Annotated in this window: 15 protein-coding genes; 2 read left to right on the top strand and 13 right to left on the bottom strand. The window is 50.2% G+C overall.

Annotated elements, in window-relative coordinates; all coding sequences use genetic code 11:
* Positions 1-88 precede the first annotated feature (88 nt).
* The 3 genes from acsA to EDM59_RS20490 all read right to left on the bottom strand — a co-directional run bounded on the left by acsA (position 89) and on the right by EDM59_RS20490 (position 2,618).
* Entirely contained in the window at positions 89-1,786 is a 1,698-nt protein-coding gene (acsA, locus tag EDM59_RS20500; protein ID WP_122925414.1) for an acetate--CoA ligase, read from the bottom strand.
* 319 nt (positions 1,787-2,105) lie between these two features.
* Positions 2,106-2,321: a hypothetical protein gene (locus EDM59_RS20495; protein WP_122925319.1), complete on the bottom strand. Its 216-nt coding sequence runs from the start codon at positions 2,319-2,321 to the stop codon at positions 2,106-2,108.
* Positions 2,322-2,402: 81 nt separating this feature from the next.
* A complete protein-coding gene (locus EDM59_RS20490) occupies positions 2,403-2,618 on the bottom strand; it encodes a helix-turn-helix transcriptional regulator (protein ID WP_122925318.1) in 216 nt (71 codons plus the stop codon).
* 185 nt (positions 2,619-2,803) lie between these two features.
* Here EDM59_RS20490 and EDM59_RS20485 point away from each other — a divergent pair, with 185 nt between their 5' ends.
* Together EDM59_RS20485 and EDM59_RS20480 are read left to right on the top strand one after the other, a co-directional pair.
* Entirely contained in the window at positions 2,804-3,223 is a 420-nt protein-coding gene (locus tag EDM59_RS20485) for a helix-turn-helix domain-containing protein (RefSeq protein ID WP_122925413.1), read from the top strand.
* Positions 3,224-3,354: 131 nt separating this feature from the next.
* Positions 3,355-4,038 (top strand): ImmA/IrrE family metallo-endopeptidase, encoded by a 684-nt coding sequence (locus tag EDM59_RS20480; RefSeq protein WP_183192976.1) that lies wholly within the window; start codon positions 3,355-3,357, stop codon positions 4,036-4,038.
* Positions 4,039-4,255: 217 nt separating this feature from the next.
* Here the strand turns inward: EDM59_RS20480 and EDM59_RS20475 are convergent, their stop codons facing one another.
* The 10 genes from EDM59_RS20475 to EDM59_RS20425 all read right to left on the bottom strand — a co-directional run bounded on the left by EDM59_RS20475 (position 4,256) and on the right by EDM59_RS20425 (position 16,856).
* Positions 4,256-4,489, bottom strand: coding sequence for an NUDIX hydrolase (locus EDM59_RS20475; protein WP_122925316.1), 234 nt, complete (start codon positions 4,487-4,489; stop codon positions 4,256-4,258).
* A gap of 556 nt (positions 4,490-5,045) precedes the next feature.
* Entirely contained in the window at positions 5,046-5,840 is a 795-nt protein-coding gene (locus tag EDM59_RS20465; RefSeq protein WP_246011138.1) for a M20/M25/M40 family metallo-hydrolase, read from the bottom strand.
* Positions 5,841-5,854: 14 nt separating this feature from the next.
* Positions 5,855-6,544, bottom strand: a complete 690-nt coding sequence (locus EDM59_RS20460; RefSeq protein ID WP_122925314.1) for a hypothetical protein — start codon at positions 6,542-6,544, stop codon at positions 5,855-5,857.
* 136 nt (positions 6,545-6,680) lie between these two features.
* Entirely contained in the window at positions 6,681-7,670 is a 990-nt protein-coding gene (locus EDM59_RS20455; RefSeq protein WP_122925313.1) for a winged helix-turn-helix domain-containing protein, read from the bottom strand.
* A 41-nt stretch (positions 7,671-7,711) separates the two neighbouring features.
* Complete coding sequence (locus EDM59_RS20450) at positions 7,712-8,071, bottom strand: hypothetical protein (protein WP_122925312.1); 360 nt, start codon at positions 8,069-8,071, stop codon at positions 7,712-7,714.
* A gap of 32 nt (positions 8,072-8,103) precedes the next feature.
* On the bottom strand, positions 8,104-8,967 hold the full coding sequence (locus tag EDM59_RS20445) for a DUF262 domain-containing protein (protein ID WP_246011149.1): 864 nt from the start codon (positions 8,965-8,967) through the stop codon (positions 8,104-8,106).
* A gap of 177 nt (positions 8,968-9,144) precedes the next feature.
* Positions 9,145-13,590, bottom strand: a complete 4,446-nt coding sequence (locus EDM59_RS20440; protein ID WP_246011137.1) for a coiled-coil domain-containing protein — start codon at positions 13,588-13,590, stop codon at positions 9,145-9,147.
* Positions 13,587-14,318 carry a DUF6063 family protein gene (locus tag EDM59_RS20435; RefSeq protein WP_122925309.1) on the bottom strand — a complete coding sequence of 244 codons (732 nt, stop codon included), beginning with the start codon at positions 14,316-14,318 and terminating at the stop codon, positions 13,587-13,589. Before EDM59_RS20435 ends, EDM59_RS20440 begins: the two co-directional genes overlap by 4 nt.
* Positions 14,311-15,819 carry a replicative DNA helicase gene (locus tag EDM59_RS20430; protein ID WP_246011136.1) on the bottom strand — a complete coding sequence of 503 codons (1,509 nt, stop codon included), beginning with the start codon at positions 15,817-15,819 and terminating at the stop codon, positions 14,311-14,313. Before EDM59_RS20430 ends, EDM59_RS20435 begins: the two co-directional genes overlap by 8 nt.
* On the bottom strand, positions 15,816-16,856 hold the full coding sequence (locus tag EDM59_RS20425; protein WP_122925308.1) for a Wadjet anti-phage system protein JetD domain-containing protein: 1,041 nt from the start codon (positions 16,854-16,856) through the stop codon (positions 15,816-15,818). The genes EDM59_RS20430 and EDM59_RS20425 overlap by 4 nt, the downstream gene beginning before the upstream one ends.
* Positions 16,857-17,030 lie beyond the last annotated feature (174 nt).

Here is a 17,030-nt window from a genome sequence, read left to right as displayed (position 1 = left end):
TTTGTGTAAAAAAAAGAGGCTATTCAGCAGCCATGTTCATGGCGTCTGGATAGCCTCTCCTTCCCGGCTTTCAAGCTGCACAATCCTCTTACTCCTCCATCGTAGACAAATCGCCTGTCGGCAGTCCGAGCTCCCAAGCCTTCAGCACGCGGCGCATGATTTTGCCTGAGTTGGTTTTGGGCAGCGTCTGTCTCACTTCGATCAGGCGCGGCGCTGCATGAGCGGCGAGGCGCGTCTTCACGAACTGCTTGATCTCTTCTTTCAACGCATCGCTTTCCTCATAGCCTGCCCGTAAAGAGATAAACGCTTTGATCACCTCTCCGCGCAGCGGATCGGGAACGCCGATGACCCCCGCTTCCGCAACGGCCGGATGCTCGACCAGCTTGCTTTCTACCTCAAACGGCCCCACCCGCTCCCCGGAAGTATTAATGACGTCGTCCACGCGCGCCTCGAACCAGAAGTAGCCGTCTGCATCCTTGTAGGCGGAATCTCCTGTCACGAACCAGCCATTCAGGAAGTACTTCTCATATTTTTGCGGCTGGTTCCAAATCGCGCGAACCATGGCGGGCCACTTCGGCTTGATGGCCAGATTGCCGAGTCGATTGGGCGGCAGCTCGTTCCCTTCATCATCTACGATCGCCAGCGTAATGCCAGGCAACGGCTTTCCCATCGAGCCTGGACGCAGCGGGTTGCAGCGGAAGTTGGCGCAAATGGAGGAGCCGGTTTCGGTCATCCACCAGTTGTCGTGGATACGCACCTGCAGCGTCTCCATCCCCCAGCGGATTACCTCCGGGTTCAGCGGTTCTCCAGCGGACAACACATGACGCAGCTTGGAAAGGTTGTACGTTTGTAAAGGCTGCCGCTCGCCCTTGGCCATCAGCAAGCGAAATGCCGTTGGGGCGCTGAACCAGACTGTAACCCCGTACTTTTCCAGTGTCGCGTACCATTCGTTCGCATCAAAACGACCTCCACGGACTACGACGGTGACTCCATTCAACCACGGAGAAAGCACGCCGCCGGATGTTCCCGTTATCCACCCCGGATCAGCCGTGCACCAGTAAATGTCCCCTTCTTGCAAGTCATACACCCACTGACCTGCCAGCTTTTGATGGATCATCGCGTCATGCACGTGGAGAACGCCTTTTGGTTTTCCCGTAGAGCCCGATGTGTAGTTCAGAATCATCCCGTCTTCGCGGTCCACCCATTCGATGGTGTAGGCATCGCTTGTCGTCATCAGCTCTCGGTAGAGGATTTGATTCGCCTCGTTTTTTTCCACCGCATCCGCGAGAATCACATGCTGCAATTGCGGCAGCTCCCGCGAGCGAATACGCGAGACCAGAGCAGCCGTTGTGACAACGACTGTGGCACCGCTGTCTTCCAGACGGTCCTTCACCGCTTCTTCCATGAACGCTTCAAATAACGGACCCGCGATGGCCCCCATGCGCAAAATACCGATCAGGGCGATATAGAGCTCTGGACTTCGCGGCATAAAAAGAAAGACACGGTCTCCTTTTTGCACACCCAGCGAGCGCAAACCGTTTGCAAAACGCGAGCTCAGCTGCATCATTTCCGTAAAAGTGTAGCTCTCTTCCCTGCTACCATCCGTGTAATGCAGCGCGACTCGATCGCCCCTGCCTTCAACGACGTGACGGTCGATCGCTTCATACACAATGTTCACATTGCCCGTTTTCGACCAGGTAAATTGCCGCTCGACATTCTGCCAATCCATCGTTTGCAGCGCTTCCTCATAGTTTTTGAGATTCGCTCTTTCATCCAGCATCATCATTGGTTCCGTTGCCACTTTTTCCACCCCTAGATACACGTATATGAGAGTTTTTATCTGTTGTATAACAATGTGTTCATCATACAACAACAACCTGTTTTATAACAGATTATTTTCTCATCATTCAAAATCCTCTTGCGGGGGATGGAAGCAGATAGATCGGAGACATGTTAACAAATAGACATGATCCCGATCAGGCATAGTCGAACCAATGCCATCTGCGAAGGTGCATACAGTTTCCTTACGCCCATCGTTCTATTCTTGTAATGAACCTACTTACTAGTAGGCGGTCAATTGTTTGTGCTAAAAGAATTTCAAAAAATCACCTATAAAACAGGCCCTTTGACAAAGGAATGATCCGTTCTCTTTCGTGTCTTTCTGCTTCCACTTTTTTTCGGAATTCGGCCAATCTCTCTGCGTACAGCTGATTTTGCCTCTCTCCTTCCTGCACAAAAAAGGTCATCAGCCGCGCGTCATACGGAAAGGTCTGCTCCAAGGCTTCCAGCACCCGGCGATTCCAGTCTACGGATTTTGACATCTGTTCTTTCACTCCCAACTACCGCTATGTATTTTGTGGTACGCAAGCAAAACCGGCTTCTCCCTTGTCTGCGGCAGCTGCTCATGTTGGGTGCTCCTTTGAGGAACCATCCTCCCTAAAAAAATGAAGCCAGTCAAATTCGAGGGCCTCGGCGATTTTTTTGGCTACCTTGACAGTCGGCGTCTTTACCTGGTTCTCGATATGGGTGTAATAGCTTCTCGATATCCCGCACAGTTCCGCGGCTTGCTCCTGCGTCAACCCTTTCTGCTCGCGCCGGGACTTCAGCCATTCGCGCATGGGCATCACCTCCTCAAGAACTAGAACTATGTTCGCTGCTCTTCTAGTCTTATTATATGTTCCTTTGGGTAACATGTTAATACCATTTTAACACTAATAGGAACGATAGTTTGTTGTTTCTGGGAGTAACATTATAATTGAAGTATTCCTTAACCGATCGGTGGGTTTTTATGAAAGAGTTTGATATGAAAGAGTTTGCCAAACGACTGAAACAGGAACGCGAGAAAAAGAAGCACGAGGATCCCAAATGGACACAAGGGTACGTCGCCGGCATGCTGGGAGTCGCCCGCCCTACGTATACCTCCTACGAGAATGGAACCAAGCAGCCTCCCATGGAAACTGTCCACAAAATCGCTGACCTCTTTGCCATCTCTACCGATTACTTGCACGGGATAACCAGTGACCCCACCCCTTCTGCCCAAAAAGACGACTTGCTGGATTTGGCTGTCAGTATAAGCCGTGCCTTCCATGACTTCGATGCCTTGTCCGAGGATGAAAAGCGCTTTTTGGTTAACGAGCTGCCGGGAACCGTCAAATGGAAGCTGGAAGAATTCAGAAGGCACAAAGCGCGGATCTTGGAGCAGGAGAAGAAAAACAATACCTGACGGATATCGCGAGTGCAGGAGCAAAAAAGAACATACGTTCCCAACAAAACCTATGCTATACTTTCTCTAACAATAATGACGAGAGAGTGCGCGATGCGAGCGTCTCTTCTCCTGAGCGGGTGAAATCGGGTATGCTCCATCTCTACGAAAGAACCTATCTGGAAGAATGGGTCGAGGGCCTCTACAAACAGATCGGCATCACTAGCCCGTCAGACCTCACCATTGAAAACGTCTCCGCCCGCCTCCGTATCGGCGTGACTTTCGCACCGGGAGTGGCCGACGAAGTCATCTTTGATGCGGACTACGCGCATATCTTCATCAATTCGCTGCACTGCCCCAAGCGCCAGTGGGAAGTGTTCTGCCATGAGCTGTGCCATCCGCTACGCCACCTGGGCAACCAGCTCCTGCTCCCGGATGAATTTCGGAAATGGCAGGAGCGGGATGCCCAGGCCTTTCAGTTTTACGCCGCCGTCCCGTTTTTCCTGCTGCAAGAGCTGGAGCTGCCTGATCACGAAAAAGAGCTTATCGACCTGTTGTCCGTAGAGTTTGGAGTCACACATGGATTCGCTAAGCGCCGCTGGGAGCAAGTTCTCCGCCGAATCGCCCGTGGCCGCCTGCACCGTGAACTCGTCCAGACCCTTTCCGTGCGAAAGAAAAAAGCTGCCCCTCGCCTATTGCGGGAACAGCTTGTCTCTTATATGGTCGCAAAGGAGGAGGTACGGCCCAAAGCAGCTTTCTTTTCCCGCTACGACAGCCTGATATACAGCGAAAGCGTGAAGAGAGGGGCCAGACAGTTGGAATATCTAGCTTTGTAGGCCAGCTATGATCCCCTCCTGGTAGACAGAAAAAAGTAAGCAACGTACCCTGTCTATCATAGGGGGATTATCCTATTGGAAAAATGTCATACCAAGGGATTTCGTGCACAATTCCGCTTGATACTATCTCCCAATCTCCGAGGACTTTTTAGGCACGTATGATCAGTCAGCAACCAATTTTTAAAACAATTTAATTTACTGTTTTTACGCCAGATACTTATACTTCCTTTTGTAGCATCTCCACAAACTTTATATCGGCAGGAGCAAACAGAAATTCTTGCAGCTGGCCACGCTCGACCCATCGGTACTCATCGTGGTCGACCAGCAATATTTCACCACAAATAAACTTTGCCATGTGAGCGAATAAACGAATGTGAGTAGACCCATAGAAATGGTCGTTAACTCCAAACGACTCATATGGAGCGATGGAGATGTTCATCTCTTCCCGCAATTCTTTCTACCACCATTTCATCGTCTGGAAAAGTGATAAGTTCACTTGATAGGAAAGTTGTGTCGCAATTCTTCCTTCAAGCTGACCAACATCGTCGTATCCCGTAAAACTCCAGGGTCTATCAACCATCCTTTTTCGGTTCTAGAAATCTTCTCTTTCGCTAGGTTCATCCATCGGCTTATATAAACCATCGCATTGATCGGAGCCCCCAGAGTAAAATTAAAAAGGAAGATAGATTCCATCGATTCACCCCCTTAATTTGTTAGAGACCATACGTTTAGACAAGGCGCTGCTGCTTCTCTCAACAGAAACCATCTCTTGGAGTAACGCAGAATAGTCACTCCTCCCCTCCTTTTCGAGAGCGTTTTTCTTCCTGTATGTCTCTTGTCTCTTTCATCAACCTCATTGTTTGAAAGTTAATGTAAGCAGTAAAGCATGAGAGTCCCATGACAGCGATTAAGCATACAAAGACAAACGTGTTCATCCAGTCCATTTGTTTTCTCCTCCTACGATCGTTTTTCATCCACATGCTGTTTTTTATCTGTACAGCTCTACTTTACCTTCCAAACTGACACAACCTGTCAGGAAACAAACGTTCTACTTGTTGCTCCAACATGCCTAAGGCAGTCAAAATCAGATTGGTAGTTTCCCTCACCCAGCGCAGATCCTCTCTCTCCTGCTCCGTGTGCTCATCGAGATACCCCGCCGACAGATTGACGCTGTTGATTCCATAGGAAGCGAACGTACACGCATCGCTGATCCCCCCTGGCACCATCCTCCAGTCAGGCATGCCTGCTGCGGCACCTGCGTGCTCGAAAAAAGCTCCCACAGCTGGATCACAAAAGGGCTGGATCTGGCCGCGGGATGTCACGATATCCCGGTTCCCTCGGCGGTCAACCACAATAGCCAGGTCGACATCGTTCAGCCACTCCCTGTCCATCGCCTTCGAGCCGTATCTTCCTACCTCTTCTTCGCGTGTAAAAGCAACTTTCAACCGTCCTGAGAATTCAGTCGATCTAACATTCCGGACAACGGCCATCACGATGGCCATTCCTGCTCGGTCATCTGCCCCAAGGACTCCCGCAGATGAGGTGAAAACATCGCCTTCTCTAATCACCTCTCGTCCGGGAACGATCCAATCCACCGTATCCATATGGGCGCACAGTAAAACAGTCGGTCCTGCTCCCGAACCGCAAACGGTCTCGCCCAAAAGGTTGCCGTAAACGTCCAGATGCACATGCTCCAGAACTTTTTCCATTCTCGGCTGGATGTAGCGGATCACTTCCTCTTCTTCTCCGCTCGGTCCGATGATCTGCAGCAATTCGCACAATTCGCTCTCAATTTTTTTCATTTCGGATCACTCCTCTATCGGGATTGGTTTGACATCGCTTTTTTCATGGCGCGGACCACATCACCAAGGAGGTCTTGATGATCGTGCAGGGCTTCCGCCACATCCAGCAGCCATGCTTGCTCGTATGCCCGTTCTCTCCCAGGTACACTTCCCTGCTCTCTTCTCTCCCTTTGGCGCTCTCTCATCTCCTGTTGAGACGGCTTCATCAGGATGTGCCCGGCTGCGCTCTGGTACAGAAATGTAAATTGCCATTTGCCGCTGGACAAGAGCCCAAGGCAGGCATCTAGCATGACCGGATACGGCGAGTCTCCTTTACGGAAATACAAGGATGCATGCCGTCTCCCGTGACCGTCGCAGCTCATGGCTGTAGGGAGTCCAATGGCAGTGCACCAGCGCACAATACCCGCGATGTGCGGATCAAGCGAATGCAACAGGATGGCATCCACCTCGCCCGGGAAGTCTTCGCGGCTTCGTCTGTTCGCGTGAAAAGCTTGCAAAAAGGCTTCCTCATCTACTTCCGGTACACGCGGCACGAAACGCATCATTTGCCAGCCATCGGCAGCTCCGAGGTCTTTCAGCATTCTTTCCAGCAGCTGCAGATTTTGATGATTTTCATACTGAAATAGCAAGGAGTCTCCTTCCTTTTCAAAATGAAATCCCGTCCGTACCAATGCACGCTCCCACGTTACTTGCCTTGTCATCATTGATCATCCTCTCTCGTCTGTTCTTTACATGAGTGATTGTACGATTTACGCTGTTACATCGTGTAACGGGGAGGGCTTGACAGCGTTTTTGGGCAAAAGAAAAACCACGGGTTGTCTGCCCGTGGCTGTCGTGTCTTCAGTTATCCAATATGTCGGTCAGGAACAAATCGTCGTTGCGGTAAAAAATCTGAAAATCTGCCGGCCAGTGGAATGAATAGCCGGTCGGGGTGGTATGGATGAGATCGTCCATCCTGCAAGAATAACGAATGGTTTCGCGAAGCCGCGAAATGGTTCTTCTCACAATCGATTCGCTTTTGGAGTCCGGGAACACCGCTTCGCGAATCATTTGACTCGTGACCGGCTTGCCCTGCTCCATCAAGTACCGCAGCAATCTGGCCAGCTGTTCGGTCAGCTCGATTCGCTCGTCAGACGGGAGCACAAGCAAAAACTTCTCTCCCAGAAGGTCCAAACGGATATCGGATGGCCCCCGTTCAGCCTGCTTCTCGATCACCTCGTCCTTGTTCAAATGCAGGACTTGGTTTCGCGACACCATGATATAGGGCTTAACTTCCTCGTAGGAAAACAGCTCTCGCTCGGTTTGGAGCAGAAAGGAATCGATCGCATCCGCTGTTGCTGGATCTCTTGTCTCATTCCCGACCTGCTTTGCTTTTTCGAAAAGGGCAAGACTGATTTTTTGGTACCCTTTGGCCTGATAGCCGTACGCTTTCGCCCTTTGCTCCTCACTTAGCTGGTGGGCCCGATTTGCTGGCTTTGCCGTTAAGGCGCTGCTGAAATAAGTAATGGAGCGTCTCCAGTCTTGTTCGTACAAAGCCAAAAAACCGAGGCGGTAATATGCCAAAGCATGATCCGGGATCTGCCTCACCAGCTGGCGGAACAACCTTGTTGCTTCCCGGAAGTTGTGCTGCCTCATTTTGAGATCGCCGCCTGCTTTTAGCAGAAGATTAGCCAGCTGCACTCGGTAGCGTTCGTTCTGGTCGTCAAGGCGAAGCAGGTTCTTGTAAAGCTGAATACCGTCCATCCACCAACGGACGAGATCGCTGGCATCCTCCTGGCGTTCCCAGAGCAGTTCTTTTTCTAGCAGGTGTTCTAGGGTTGGTAGGGGCATGAGTTGTCATCTCCTCTTTCATGACAGAATGGAAAAGAGAGCTACAAGGAGAAATAGTAGTTGCGTATTTTGTTTGCCATGAGTTTGCTGCGCTCCTGCAAGAAATCTTCAAAGTGATCCGCATTCATTGTAAAGATGCCAGATGGAATGCAGCTCGCTTCCAGATTGTCCAGCACTTCCTTTGTGTCCTGAATCTCCCCGTACTTGGTTGTTTTCTGTTGACATTGTGGTGAATGTCGATCTTTGCCTGTTCTAACTCCCTGGTCACTTAAGAGCAAGTACAGAATGTACCCAAAGTTCAGCACATTCTGGGAGCGAATCAAGCTGTCATGGATCATCCCCGTCGATTTGACGATCATCAGATAACGCTTGAAGTTGGTTTCATTCACAAAAGCCAGCACGCCGGCCTCTAGTTTTTGGAAAGAGCCCTCCGCTATTTCTTCCTTGTACTCCCTCGTTTCAAACTCCCGACCGGACAACAAGCTGACAAATTCGCCAGCTTCCCCCGCAAAAACTTGAAGGTAAACGCAACCCGCAGCAGATCGGAGTAAGTGGGGACATACAGGGAATCCGTGTGGTCATTCACCCACATGATCTTTTGAGAATAAGGGGTGCCGGAAAAGGAAGTGTCGTTCTCCTTGATCGCATGGTAATCCGCCGGGTTAATAGCCAAATGACAAAAATAATCGATCATTTTCCGAATGTGGACGCCATTGTACTCTTCATTGACGGCAATCTTGGACATGGCGAAGTCCGCCTGGCTAAGTACGACCCTTTGGGAATTAATTCGGATGAAAATCTCGGTAACCGTTTCGATGTCCAGGTCATGGGATAGCTCGATCATACCCAGGCTGCTGAAGCGAATATGGATTAAATGGTTCACGGTATTCCCGATCCGGCTCGTATCCGCGCCCTCATTTCGTACAATATTGATGCACAAACTCGAATAAATTGAATTGTTTTTGGAAGAATGCCGAAATATCCGGAATTCACGCCGCATCCTTCTCGAGGGCCGGGTTGGCCACCTCAAATCGCTCTTCCAGTGGATTGAATGCGATGCGGATGCGCTTCTTTTTGTAATCAGCCCCGACGACTTCTTTTCCAATAACGCAGCGGTCATGGCCGTGATTCGCTGTTGGCCGTCGTTCAGGATTTTCTTTCCTATCGCTTGCGTGCCATCCTTGAGCTTCGTATCTGGATTGCGCCACGTAATGATGTAGCCGCAGGGAAAGCCCTGGTACAGGGAGTCCATCAGATCGCGTACTTTTGAGGCAGCCCATACAAACGGACGCTGGATTTCCGGGATGGCGAATTCTCCTCCGTGAATCCAGCCGAGTATTGTTTCGATTGTGCTGTTGTTGACGACGTATATGGATATGCTTCATAAAAATAGCTAGACCGAAGAGATGATTTGTTCATTCTCTTCGGTCTGTTGTAATCTGTTTCAACCTTTGAGTTGCTTCGTGCCCCTTCTTTACGAAAACAGACTCAACTGCTCATGTTCACTCAGCCGCAGCAACGAGTTCGGAGCATGATCACGGAAATATGCTTGCTTAATCTCACGCTCCTTGGTCAAGATCAAGGCATCGCCGCTGGCGGATTCGCGCAATCGACAGCTGTAGACGACGGGGAAGTAATCCCGAATAAACTTCCCTTCTGCATGTGCGGTCAGCGCAATGATCTGGAAGCCCAGCTCGTCCGCAATGAAAAAGACAGGGTCCAAAACGTGCTCACTGGAAGCCTTCCCGAACGGATTGTCGACGATGACTGTCCGATACCGCTTGCCGCTTTGCGCGATCGGCTGCCGCTTCTCCGCCAAGTAGTTGAGAATGCCCAGGAAGAGGGTCATGTTCTTGCTCCACTTTTCCCCGCCAGACCACTTGTTAGATTCCTCCCAGGAGGACAGCGCTCCACTGACTTGCCCGTCTTTACTTACTTTACGACACTTTACCCGGATGCTGTCATTCCCCATGACGATTCCCAAGAGCGATTTGGACTGGAGCTGTGTGTAAATAAATTTCTTCATTTTCCCTAGATCTTCTTTTCCTTCCGGGTCCTTGAATTCATCTCCGTCCAGACGGCTCAACATCCAGTCAACTTGCTGCCGCAACAGTTGTTTGCCCATTTCCTCCTTCCACTCCGGCACGTGGAAGTGATAGACCTCACGCCGTCCACCCTCCACCTTGACGCTCGTCTTTTTTGGGATGGTCTTCAGCTCTGCGGCTATTCGCTGCAAATGTGTATGCACGATAGTGATGAAATCCTGCAGCTCCTTATCCCGCCCTTGCAAGTTGTCCTCAAGCACCCGAATGCTGTTCGCAATCGTCTTGCTCAAGCTGTCTGCCCATTCCCGCACTTCGGAATAGTTCTGCTTGTTTTGGATCCCGGCTTTTGCAGTGTCCCGCAATTTGATATTACGGATGTTATCCTCGCAAAAACGCTTGAAACGTTCCTGTTCTGCCGTTACTTTCTTGAGTTCCTTGACTTCCATGTCTTGTTTTTGGGCAAGTGAGTGCAGCCGCTTTCTCACGGTATCGGTCCGCTGATACGGAAATGTCAAAATTTCATCTTCCCGCACTGCAACATCAGCTACGTTAGATTCGGCAAATCCGTAGGTCCCGTTCTTGATTTCCAGCTCGCGAATGACATCATCTAGCTCCTTGATCGTTTTACGCCTTGTACCCTCCTGTTCCTGAAGGAAACTCCTTCTCCCCTCGATTTCTGTTTCTTCCTGTTCTAGCATTTGCAGGGCTTCTGTTAAATCACCCACGAAAGAATCCAGCTGCTCATCCTGATACTCTTTCTGAAAATGCTCGTTCATCGCGGCAAGACGCTCCGTTTGCCTTGCAAGTCGATTGTAAAGTTCCTCTGCATTACTTCGTTGAGCATTTGTTGCTTTTTTCAAATCCACCACTTTGTTGACTAGACGTTCCAGCTGTGCATCTCCATCTACTGGGAACACATACGTCACATCGAGTGGGTGGCTGATCTTCGCTAGAACTAAGGCCATCTGTCTTTCGCTCGATTCGCTTTCCTTGCGAAGACGCTGGGCCTCTTCTTCCAGTTGAGCCCTACTTGCCTGCTGTTGGCGCAATGATTTTTCAAGCTCATTACGCTGCGCCCGCAACCTCTCGATAGAATACTGTGGAGACAGCGGTTGATAATCCCTGACCTGCTCATAGAGCCATTCTCCTCGTAGAGAGACTAGGCCATATTCTTTTTCTTTTCTCTCCGCCTCGAGCTCCAGCTCATGGCTTTCGACCGTTTGCAGGGCTCGCTCCAGCGCTCGCAGTCTTTGCTGGATAACGGTTGATTCGCGCAGAAGCTCGCCTTCTTTTTTCTTGGCTTCCTCCCAACCTTTTTTCTCCAGCATATAATCTTGGGCTTGTTGCAAACGGAAGCTCAAATACTGCTCCCGTCCCATTTCTTCCGATAATTTTTCTTGGTAATGTCTCCAGTCTTTCTCCTCTTTTTGGATTTGCTCGGCGTAGCGCGCAATCTCGCTCTGGAGCTGACTTGCCTGCTCCCGATACTCGTCGCGCTGCCTTTTCCATTCCGCATAAAGATCTTGCGGATAATCGGCGTAAAACTGAAGCAGCTGGTTCTTTTGCTGAAGCAGCTGCTGATACTCCGCCTCCTTGTTTTTGCGCAGCGAAGTGACTTGAGCCGCTTTTTCTTCCAGCTCTTGCTTCCATTTTGCAAACCGGTCCTGAACTAGATTCTCTTGCCAGTGACTCGGGATGATCTCCCGACAAGCAAATGGGTACGCCTCTGTAGTCTCCAGCCATGCTCTTGCTTCCTGGATGGTCAGGATGAATACCGGATTGCGCAGGATATCGGCATGTTTCTGCAGCCGGTTTTCCACTGACTCGACTTCCTGTTCGGTCGTAATCAACGAAGCTGCCCAATAGGGAAAACGCGCATGTAGAATTTCCAGCGAAAATTCCTTCTGCTGCTGAAGATCTTGAAGGAATTGGGTTCCCGTTTCGAGATAGTGAAACGCTCCTTTCCATTTTTCTACGAGCTTGAACAACTCCGGGTCTGCCATGTAAAAGGGGGTGTCATAATATTCATCACTCAACCTGGTAGCCATTCGTTCCTGCAGAAGTACCTCTTCTTTCTCCCGATCCAGCTGCAAGACCTTGTCCAACACCGTTTGGGTAAGCGTCTCCTGTCTGGCGTACAGCGATTCAAGATAGCCGTAACGAGGAAAGCTTGAGAGGATGCCATTCAGTACGGTTTGGTGCTGTTTTTCTGCTTCGCTGCATCTCAGGTTCCAAAGGTTCGCTTGATCCTGAGCCGTCTGGAGGGACTGGCGCGTTTCCCCCAGCTTTTCCTCCAGCTTTCGCTTGTGCTCCTGGCACTCGCTGAGGTACTGCTGGTAGAGCCGTTGGTTTTGCTGGTTTTTGCTCATCTCCTCTTGCCATACGTGGATAAGCTCCTCTACCTCTTCCCGCGGGTTGTCCAATATGTTACCGGCGATCCTTTCCATGTTTCTTGATGCCTGCTCACCCCGCTCTTGATATACCGCTTGTTCCCGCTCGTTTCCTTCCAGACTTTTTCGCTCGGTCTGGATTTCCGCCAGTTTTGCTTTCTTCTGTTGTTGAATGCTGTCCAGCTGGCTGCGGATGACGCGCTCCTCCTGCTGCAGGCTTTTTTCCGCATTCGCGTAATAGCCGCGGATTTCCCGGTTTGTCCGCTCGAAATCGTCTTTCATCTCCGCTATATCCTGCTCTTGGTCTAGCTTGGCGATACGGTCCAGTGCGAGCTCCTGCTTTTCTTCTGCCTCTTGCTTTTGCGCCTTGTATTTGGCGTATTCCAACGTGTACTGGGAGTGTTCTGCCCGTTCATGTTGCTGCTCGAGTTCTTCCAGACGCTCCTTTTCCATCCGCCAATCTTCAGCACACTGGCTAACTACCGCCTCCTGTGCGGAGATGTCCCTGGATTTCTTCTTCCGCTGGATGACATGCAGCTGTCGCTCGTTTTCAGTGAGCTGCTTCCCGAGATTGTCCACTTCGAGCTGTGTTTGGACACGTTCGTCCCTCACGTGCTGAAAGAGCGCTCGTGTCCACTCCTTCTCGCGTTCAAGTTCTGACTTGGCTTCGTGGTAATTCGCATAGACCTGCGTGTATTGCTGGACTTGCGTCTCCAGCAGCTTGCTTTCCTGAATCTGCATGCGGAGCTGTTTGCTTTGCTTGAATTGCTCTCGCTGCTTATCAAATATTTCTGCGAAGGCGTCCCCGTTGTTCCCGTTGATCGCTTCTTCCACCGTCGGAATCAGGAGCTGCGAGACGAGCTGATCTGTGGTTTTGCAGTCGTCAAAATAGATTTCCACGCCGCCTTCCGCTCCGTTGATTGTGGCGATTTTGTTCCACTCGGTCGGAATCAGCTGAAAAGACTCTTCCAAATACGCATGGTATCCCTTAATCGTGTCAAACGTGTGCGCATTCAAATGCCGGGCACTCATCTGCGCATAATATTCCTGCATTTCCCCCTTATCTGCCGGCCGCTTCTTTCCCTGTACTCCCTCCTTTGCAAAAGGAAGCTCCTCAATGGCGTACGGGCTCCCTTCTTCGTATTCGTAGACATAGCGAAAGGAATCGAGCTCATTGTTGTGCATGAAAAGCGTGACAGCCGTCAGCGCATAGCGGCGGGGAGAATCGCGGAGAATCCATTCGATTGCGATATGAGCGGGAGTACCTGAAAGAGACAACGTCTCCTTGATTCTGCGCCCCGCCAAGTCCTTGTGCGGCAACACCGCTTGCAGCGCCGTCTGGATAAAAACCGTCTTGCCCCCTCCGTTTTCCAGCAGGATCGCCCCGTTATGTCCGTCAAAAACGAACAACTCGTCGTTATAGCGTTTGTTCCCGCCTTCATAGATCACATTCGTAAATCGAATTTTGGATATGACTGGCATCATACTTCCTCCTTTTTCTTTTCGAGAGTTGAAATGAAGTCCAGTATTCCACGATTATATTCGGCATCCATATAGTAGCGCTGGACAATCGTTTTTGCCTTTTCGGTGAGGGTCAGTTCCTGGTTCCCCAGATCCGTTATTAGACCTTGCTCCTGCAAAAAGCTTTGCACGAGCGACAAAAACCCTAACCGGCTGTTTGTCCGACCGTCCTGCTGCTTTGAAGATTCTCGCAGATCATCAATTGCATCCCATTTTTCCACCAGTTGGCTCCAGTTGTATTCGTACTCTGCATCCAGCGCAGTTAATCGATCCGGGTCGTGTTCCTTCAATGCCTGCATGCGTGAGTCGATGCCCTCCAGCCAGCTTTCCAGCGTAATAAAATCGCGTGTCACCTCCTGAGAGTGGTAGCTGTCGTAAAATTCCCCAAACAAGATGAGGATGGTCACATACATCATGTACAGATCGATGTTTTTGGCTTTGGTGGGGAGGTATTCTTTTTTCAGGGTTGCATTGCTCACATGAAAGGGGGAGGTCACTGCCACAGGTACCAGGTACAGCTTGTCCCCTGCCGGGATGACGGTGCAATCCACTTCGCGGGAAAACTGATCCACTAAACCTCTGACGACATCGTTGCCGATATACTGCCTCATGCTTTCCGTATCGGCCTCCCCCTCCTTGCTCAGTTGGGAATAGATGCGAAACGCGATCAGCACTTGTTCATTTTCATACATCGCTCTGGTCCTCCCTGGTTAGTTTCATATTTTGAATCTCATAACGGTTTGTCAGTTCTAAGCGAGCGGGAAGTTCGGCGACATGGATGGACTGTCCTGGCTCTAGCATAGCGACGACTTCCCGCAGCAAGTGGTTATCCTCTTCCCCCGACGATTTGTAGAGAGGAGATCGCTGGTGCAAGATGAGCCAGAAATCATAAAAGGAGCGATGATCCAGCCAATGTTCCTTTCCATTATTCCGTAAATGATTGGCGACTTTTTCGATCGTAACCTCTGTGCCGTCATCCATCAAAGAAAGGACAAACCCCATTAATTTCCCGAGGTTCAATTGCTGGATAATCGCATGTCCCTGCCCCTCTTCCCCGGTGACATCCTCAAAATCGTCCTGCCCCTCCTCCTCTACCGCTATTCCTACACGTTGCTTCTCAAACACGGCCAACGGAGACCAGCTTGCCTGTTTCTCCAAGGACAGAAACGGAGCGATCAGGACTCTCGTTGCGGACATGGGCAGAGGGGAAGAGATGAGACGCGCCACAATTTCCTGGTCAAAATTAAAGGATTGCATCGCAACATGGTAAAGGGTTTCCTGCGCGGACTGGAGAGCTGTCGTTTTGAGTGCAATGCTGTCTTTCAAGAGCTGGGTATGGGCAAAATGGACCTCTCCCAGCTCACGATCGATGCGCAAAATGTACTCGTATGCTCTTCGCTCCTTGTCGTCCTTTCGTTCGTACAATAGACGTTCTTTCGTTTCATCGACAAACCCTTGCAGTTCTGTAAACTCTTCATGCTCCCTGGAAAGCCGTATATGGATGTCTTCAATTACTTGCTTATACCGCAAATAAGTCTCCTCCGAGATGATGTTTCGCTGCACTTCATGCTTCATCCGTACCATGCGTTCCTGCAAGGTTTCGACGTCGATACGCATTTCGCTAACCTGGCGGAGGGCTCCCACGAACTCGCCCTTCTCTAGTTGTTTTCGCAATAGCAGCTGATTGATCGACAAATGGAACTCCCGGAAAAACTCCTTCGTGGCAAAGACTAGTTCCAGTCCGTCTTCATCCAGCGAATAATACTGTTTATTTGCGGCGATGTCCCCTCGCTCCGCTTTTAGAAGAGAGAACTCGACATTGTCCATCTGCCGCGTCTCCCAGTTGTAGAAGCTGCGGCGGTTGCGTTTTCCGCTGGCAGGACGAAATGCCTCGATAATGGTTCGGGCGAGCTTTTCAAACCCGGATTCGTCCATATCGATTTCCCCTTGGTTCATCTGTTTAAGAAAAATGGCAAGCTCCTGGACGCCTGTTTTTTTGTTGCGAATCAGCATGTTTTCAAAGAAAAACAAGAGTGTAAGCAGCCCTAGTCCGAACATGTCTATGGGGCGCTCTTGCCTGTCTTTTCCGCGCATGGCATCCAATTTGTGCAGAGGATCAAATAAGGCCAAACGTTGGATGCGTTCTTTGTATCCTTCTACTACTCCCGCCAGACGTTCTTGTTCCAATGTCATTTTTCCTCCCCACTTCCACCTGCAATCCCCAGCAGCCTATCCCTCAACGCCTCCGCAGTTATCGCCTCTTGCGGCAGGTACTCTCCTTTTTCTAGGATAGACGGGATATGCAGTTTTTCCTCGGCTGAAAAGAAAGCCGCAAAACTCTTTATCGCTTCCTTCTTTATCCTTTGTTCCCTTTTTCCAACAGACGGCTCGCACTGCAATAACGTGCAATATAATGCAGTTGCTGGAACCGCCTTGCATTTTTGATACAGGGAATACCAGATGGCTAATCCCTCATGGTCAAGATCTCCAAAGTACTCGAAGTGGTGCGAAACTTCTTCACCTACTCCCAACTGTCCCGGCAAGTTTCCGATCCCGGACACCACCTTCCAGCCTGCTCCATAGATCAGGGTCGTGTAGGGAAGCCACTGGAGAATGGGCAAGATCGCATAGTACGTAGTCTTGTTTTCGACGACCAGATGCCTGTGTAGATTCTGGTTTTCCTGTATTTTTCTGGGGTTGATTGCAAACATGAGTGGATCTGGCATTGTGGCAATTTTCAATCGCTCCCATACCCCGATTGTTTCGAGTAGCTTGCGCCCACCCTTCTCATCGATCCATTTTTCGTCTCCGGTTATGTGAAAAGATCGTTCGGGCGCCGTTGCTTCCTCTTGTGGAATCCCGTGGTGTGTGAGGTAGTCGTGAACATTTTCGATGTAGGGCAAATCTTTGGTCCATTTGGATTGGGAGGAACGAAAATACGAGTCCAGCCTGATACTTGGATGGAAACGCAGCTGTGAGGTCTTGATGTCTTGTTTGATCGGCTCTGTGATGATGGCTTTCCGGATGCGAAAGGTAAGTGGCAACGGCGGATTTTTGCCGTTCGTCCCGTGATTGCGGACAGGGATAAGGATTTGGTTGTCCTGCAACACTTGTAGGGTATGGTGAAAATCGACATAGGTCATCTGCGGGTCAGCCCATGCTTCGAGCAGGCCGAGGGATATTTTCGTGTTTTTATAGGTGGTCAGATGCTTGATCATTTTTTCGTACATGGAATCACCCCATTTTGATTATAGGAGAAAGGATGGATGGGGAGTGTGAAATTTTGTTTGTAGAGAAAAATATTTGCTAGCTTTATCATGATCTTATTGATGGGGGTGACAGAAGTTGTCAGGGAACAATCGTTCTTTTGATAGAGCAAATAGAATGGGCATGACGAAGTAGTG

It is taken from the genome of Brevibacillus nitrificans (assembly GCF_003710965.1).
Taxonomy (GTDB): domain Bacteria; phylum Bacillota; class Bacilli; order Brevibacillales; family Brevibacillaceae; genus Brevibacillus; species Brevibacillus centrosporus.
The sequence above is the reverse complement of the archived record's forward strand: the minus strand, read 5'-3'. Positions and strand labels throughout refer to the sequence as shown.

Bases quoted from the DNA above. Each gene is read 5' to 3' on its own strand.
- EDM59_RS20430 (WP_246011136.1), bottom strand. From the start codon at position 15,819: ATGACATTGGAACAAGAACGTCTGGCGGGAGTAGTAGAAGGATACAAA.
- EDM59_RS20435 (WP_122925309.1), bottom strand. From the start codon at position 14,318: ATGTATGAAAATGAACAAGTGCTGATCGCGTTTCGCATCTATTCCCAA.
- EDM59_RS20455 (WP_122925313.1), bottom strand. From the start codon at position 7,670: ATGCCCCTACCAACCCTAGAACACCTGCTAGAAAAAGAACTGCTCTGG.
- EDM59_RS20425 (WP_122925308.1), bottom strand. From the start codon at position 16,856: ATGTACGAAAAAATGATCAAGCATCTGACCACCTATAAAAACACGAAA.
- EDM59_RS20440 (WP_246011137.1), bottom strand. From the start codon at position 13,590: ATGATGCCAGTCATATCCAAAATTCGATTTACGAATGTGATCTATGAA.
- EDM59_RS20480 (WP_183192976.1), top strand. From the start codon at position 3,355: ATGCTCCATCTCTACGAAAGAACCTATCTGGAAGAATGGGTCGAGGGC.
- EDM59_RS20490 (WP_122925318.1), bottom strand. From the start codon at position 2,618: ATGCGCGAATGGCTGAAGTCCCGGCGCGAGCAGAAAGGGTTGACGCAG.
- EDM59_RS20460 (WP_122925314.1), bottom strand. From the start codon at position 6,544: ATGATGACAAGGCAAGTAACGTGGGAGCGTGCATTGGTACGGACGGGA.
- EDM59_RS20485 (WP_122925413.1), top strand. From the start codon at position 2,804: ATGAAAGAGTTTGCCAAACGACTGAAACAGGAACGCGAGAAAAAGAAG.
- acsA (WP_122925414.1), bottom strand. From the start codon at position 1,786: ATGATGATGCTGGATGAAAGAGCGAATCTCAAAAACTATGAGGAAGCG.
- EDM59_RS20465 (WP_246011138.1), bottom strand. From the start codon at position 5,840: ATGAAAAAAATTGAGAGCGAATTGTGCGAATTGCTGCAGATCATCGGA.
- EDM59_RS20495 (WP_122925319.1), bottom strand. From the start codon at position 2,321: ATGTCAAAATCCGTAGACTGGAATCGCCGGGTGCTGGAAGCCTTGGAG.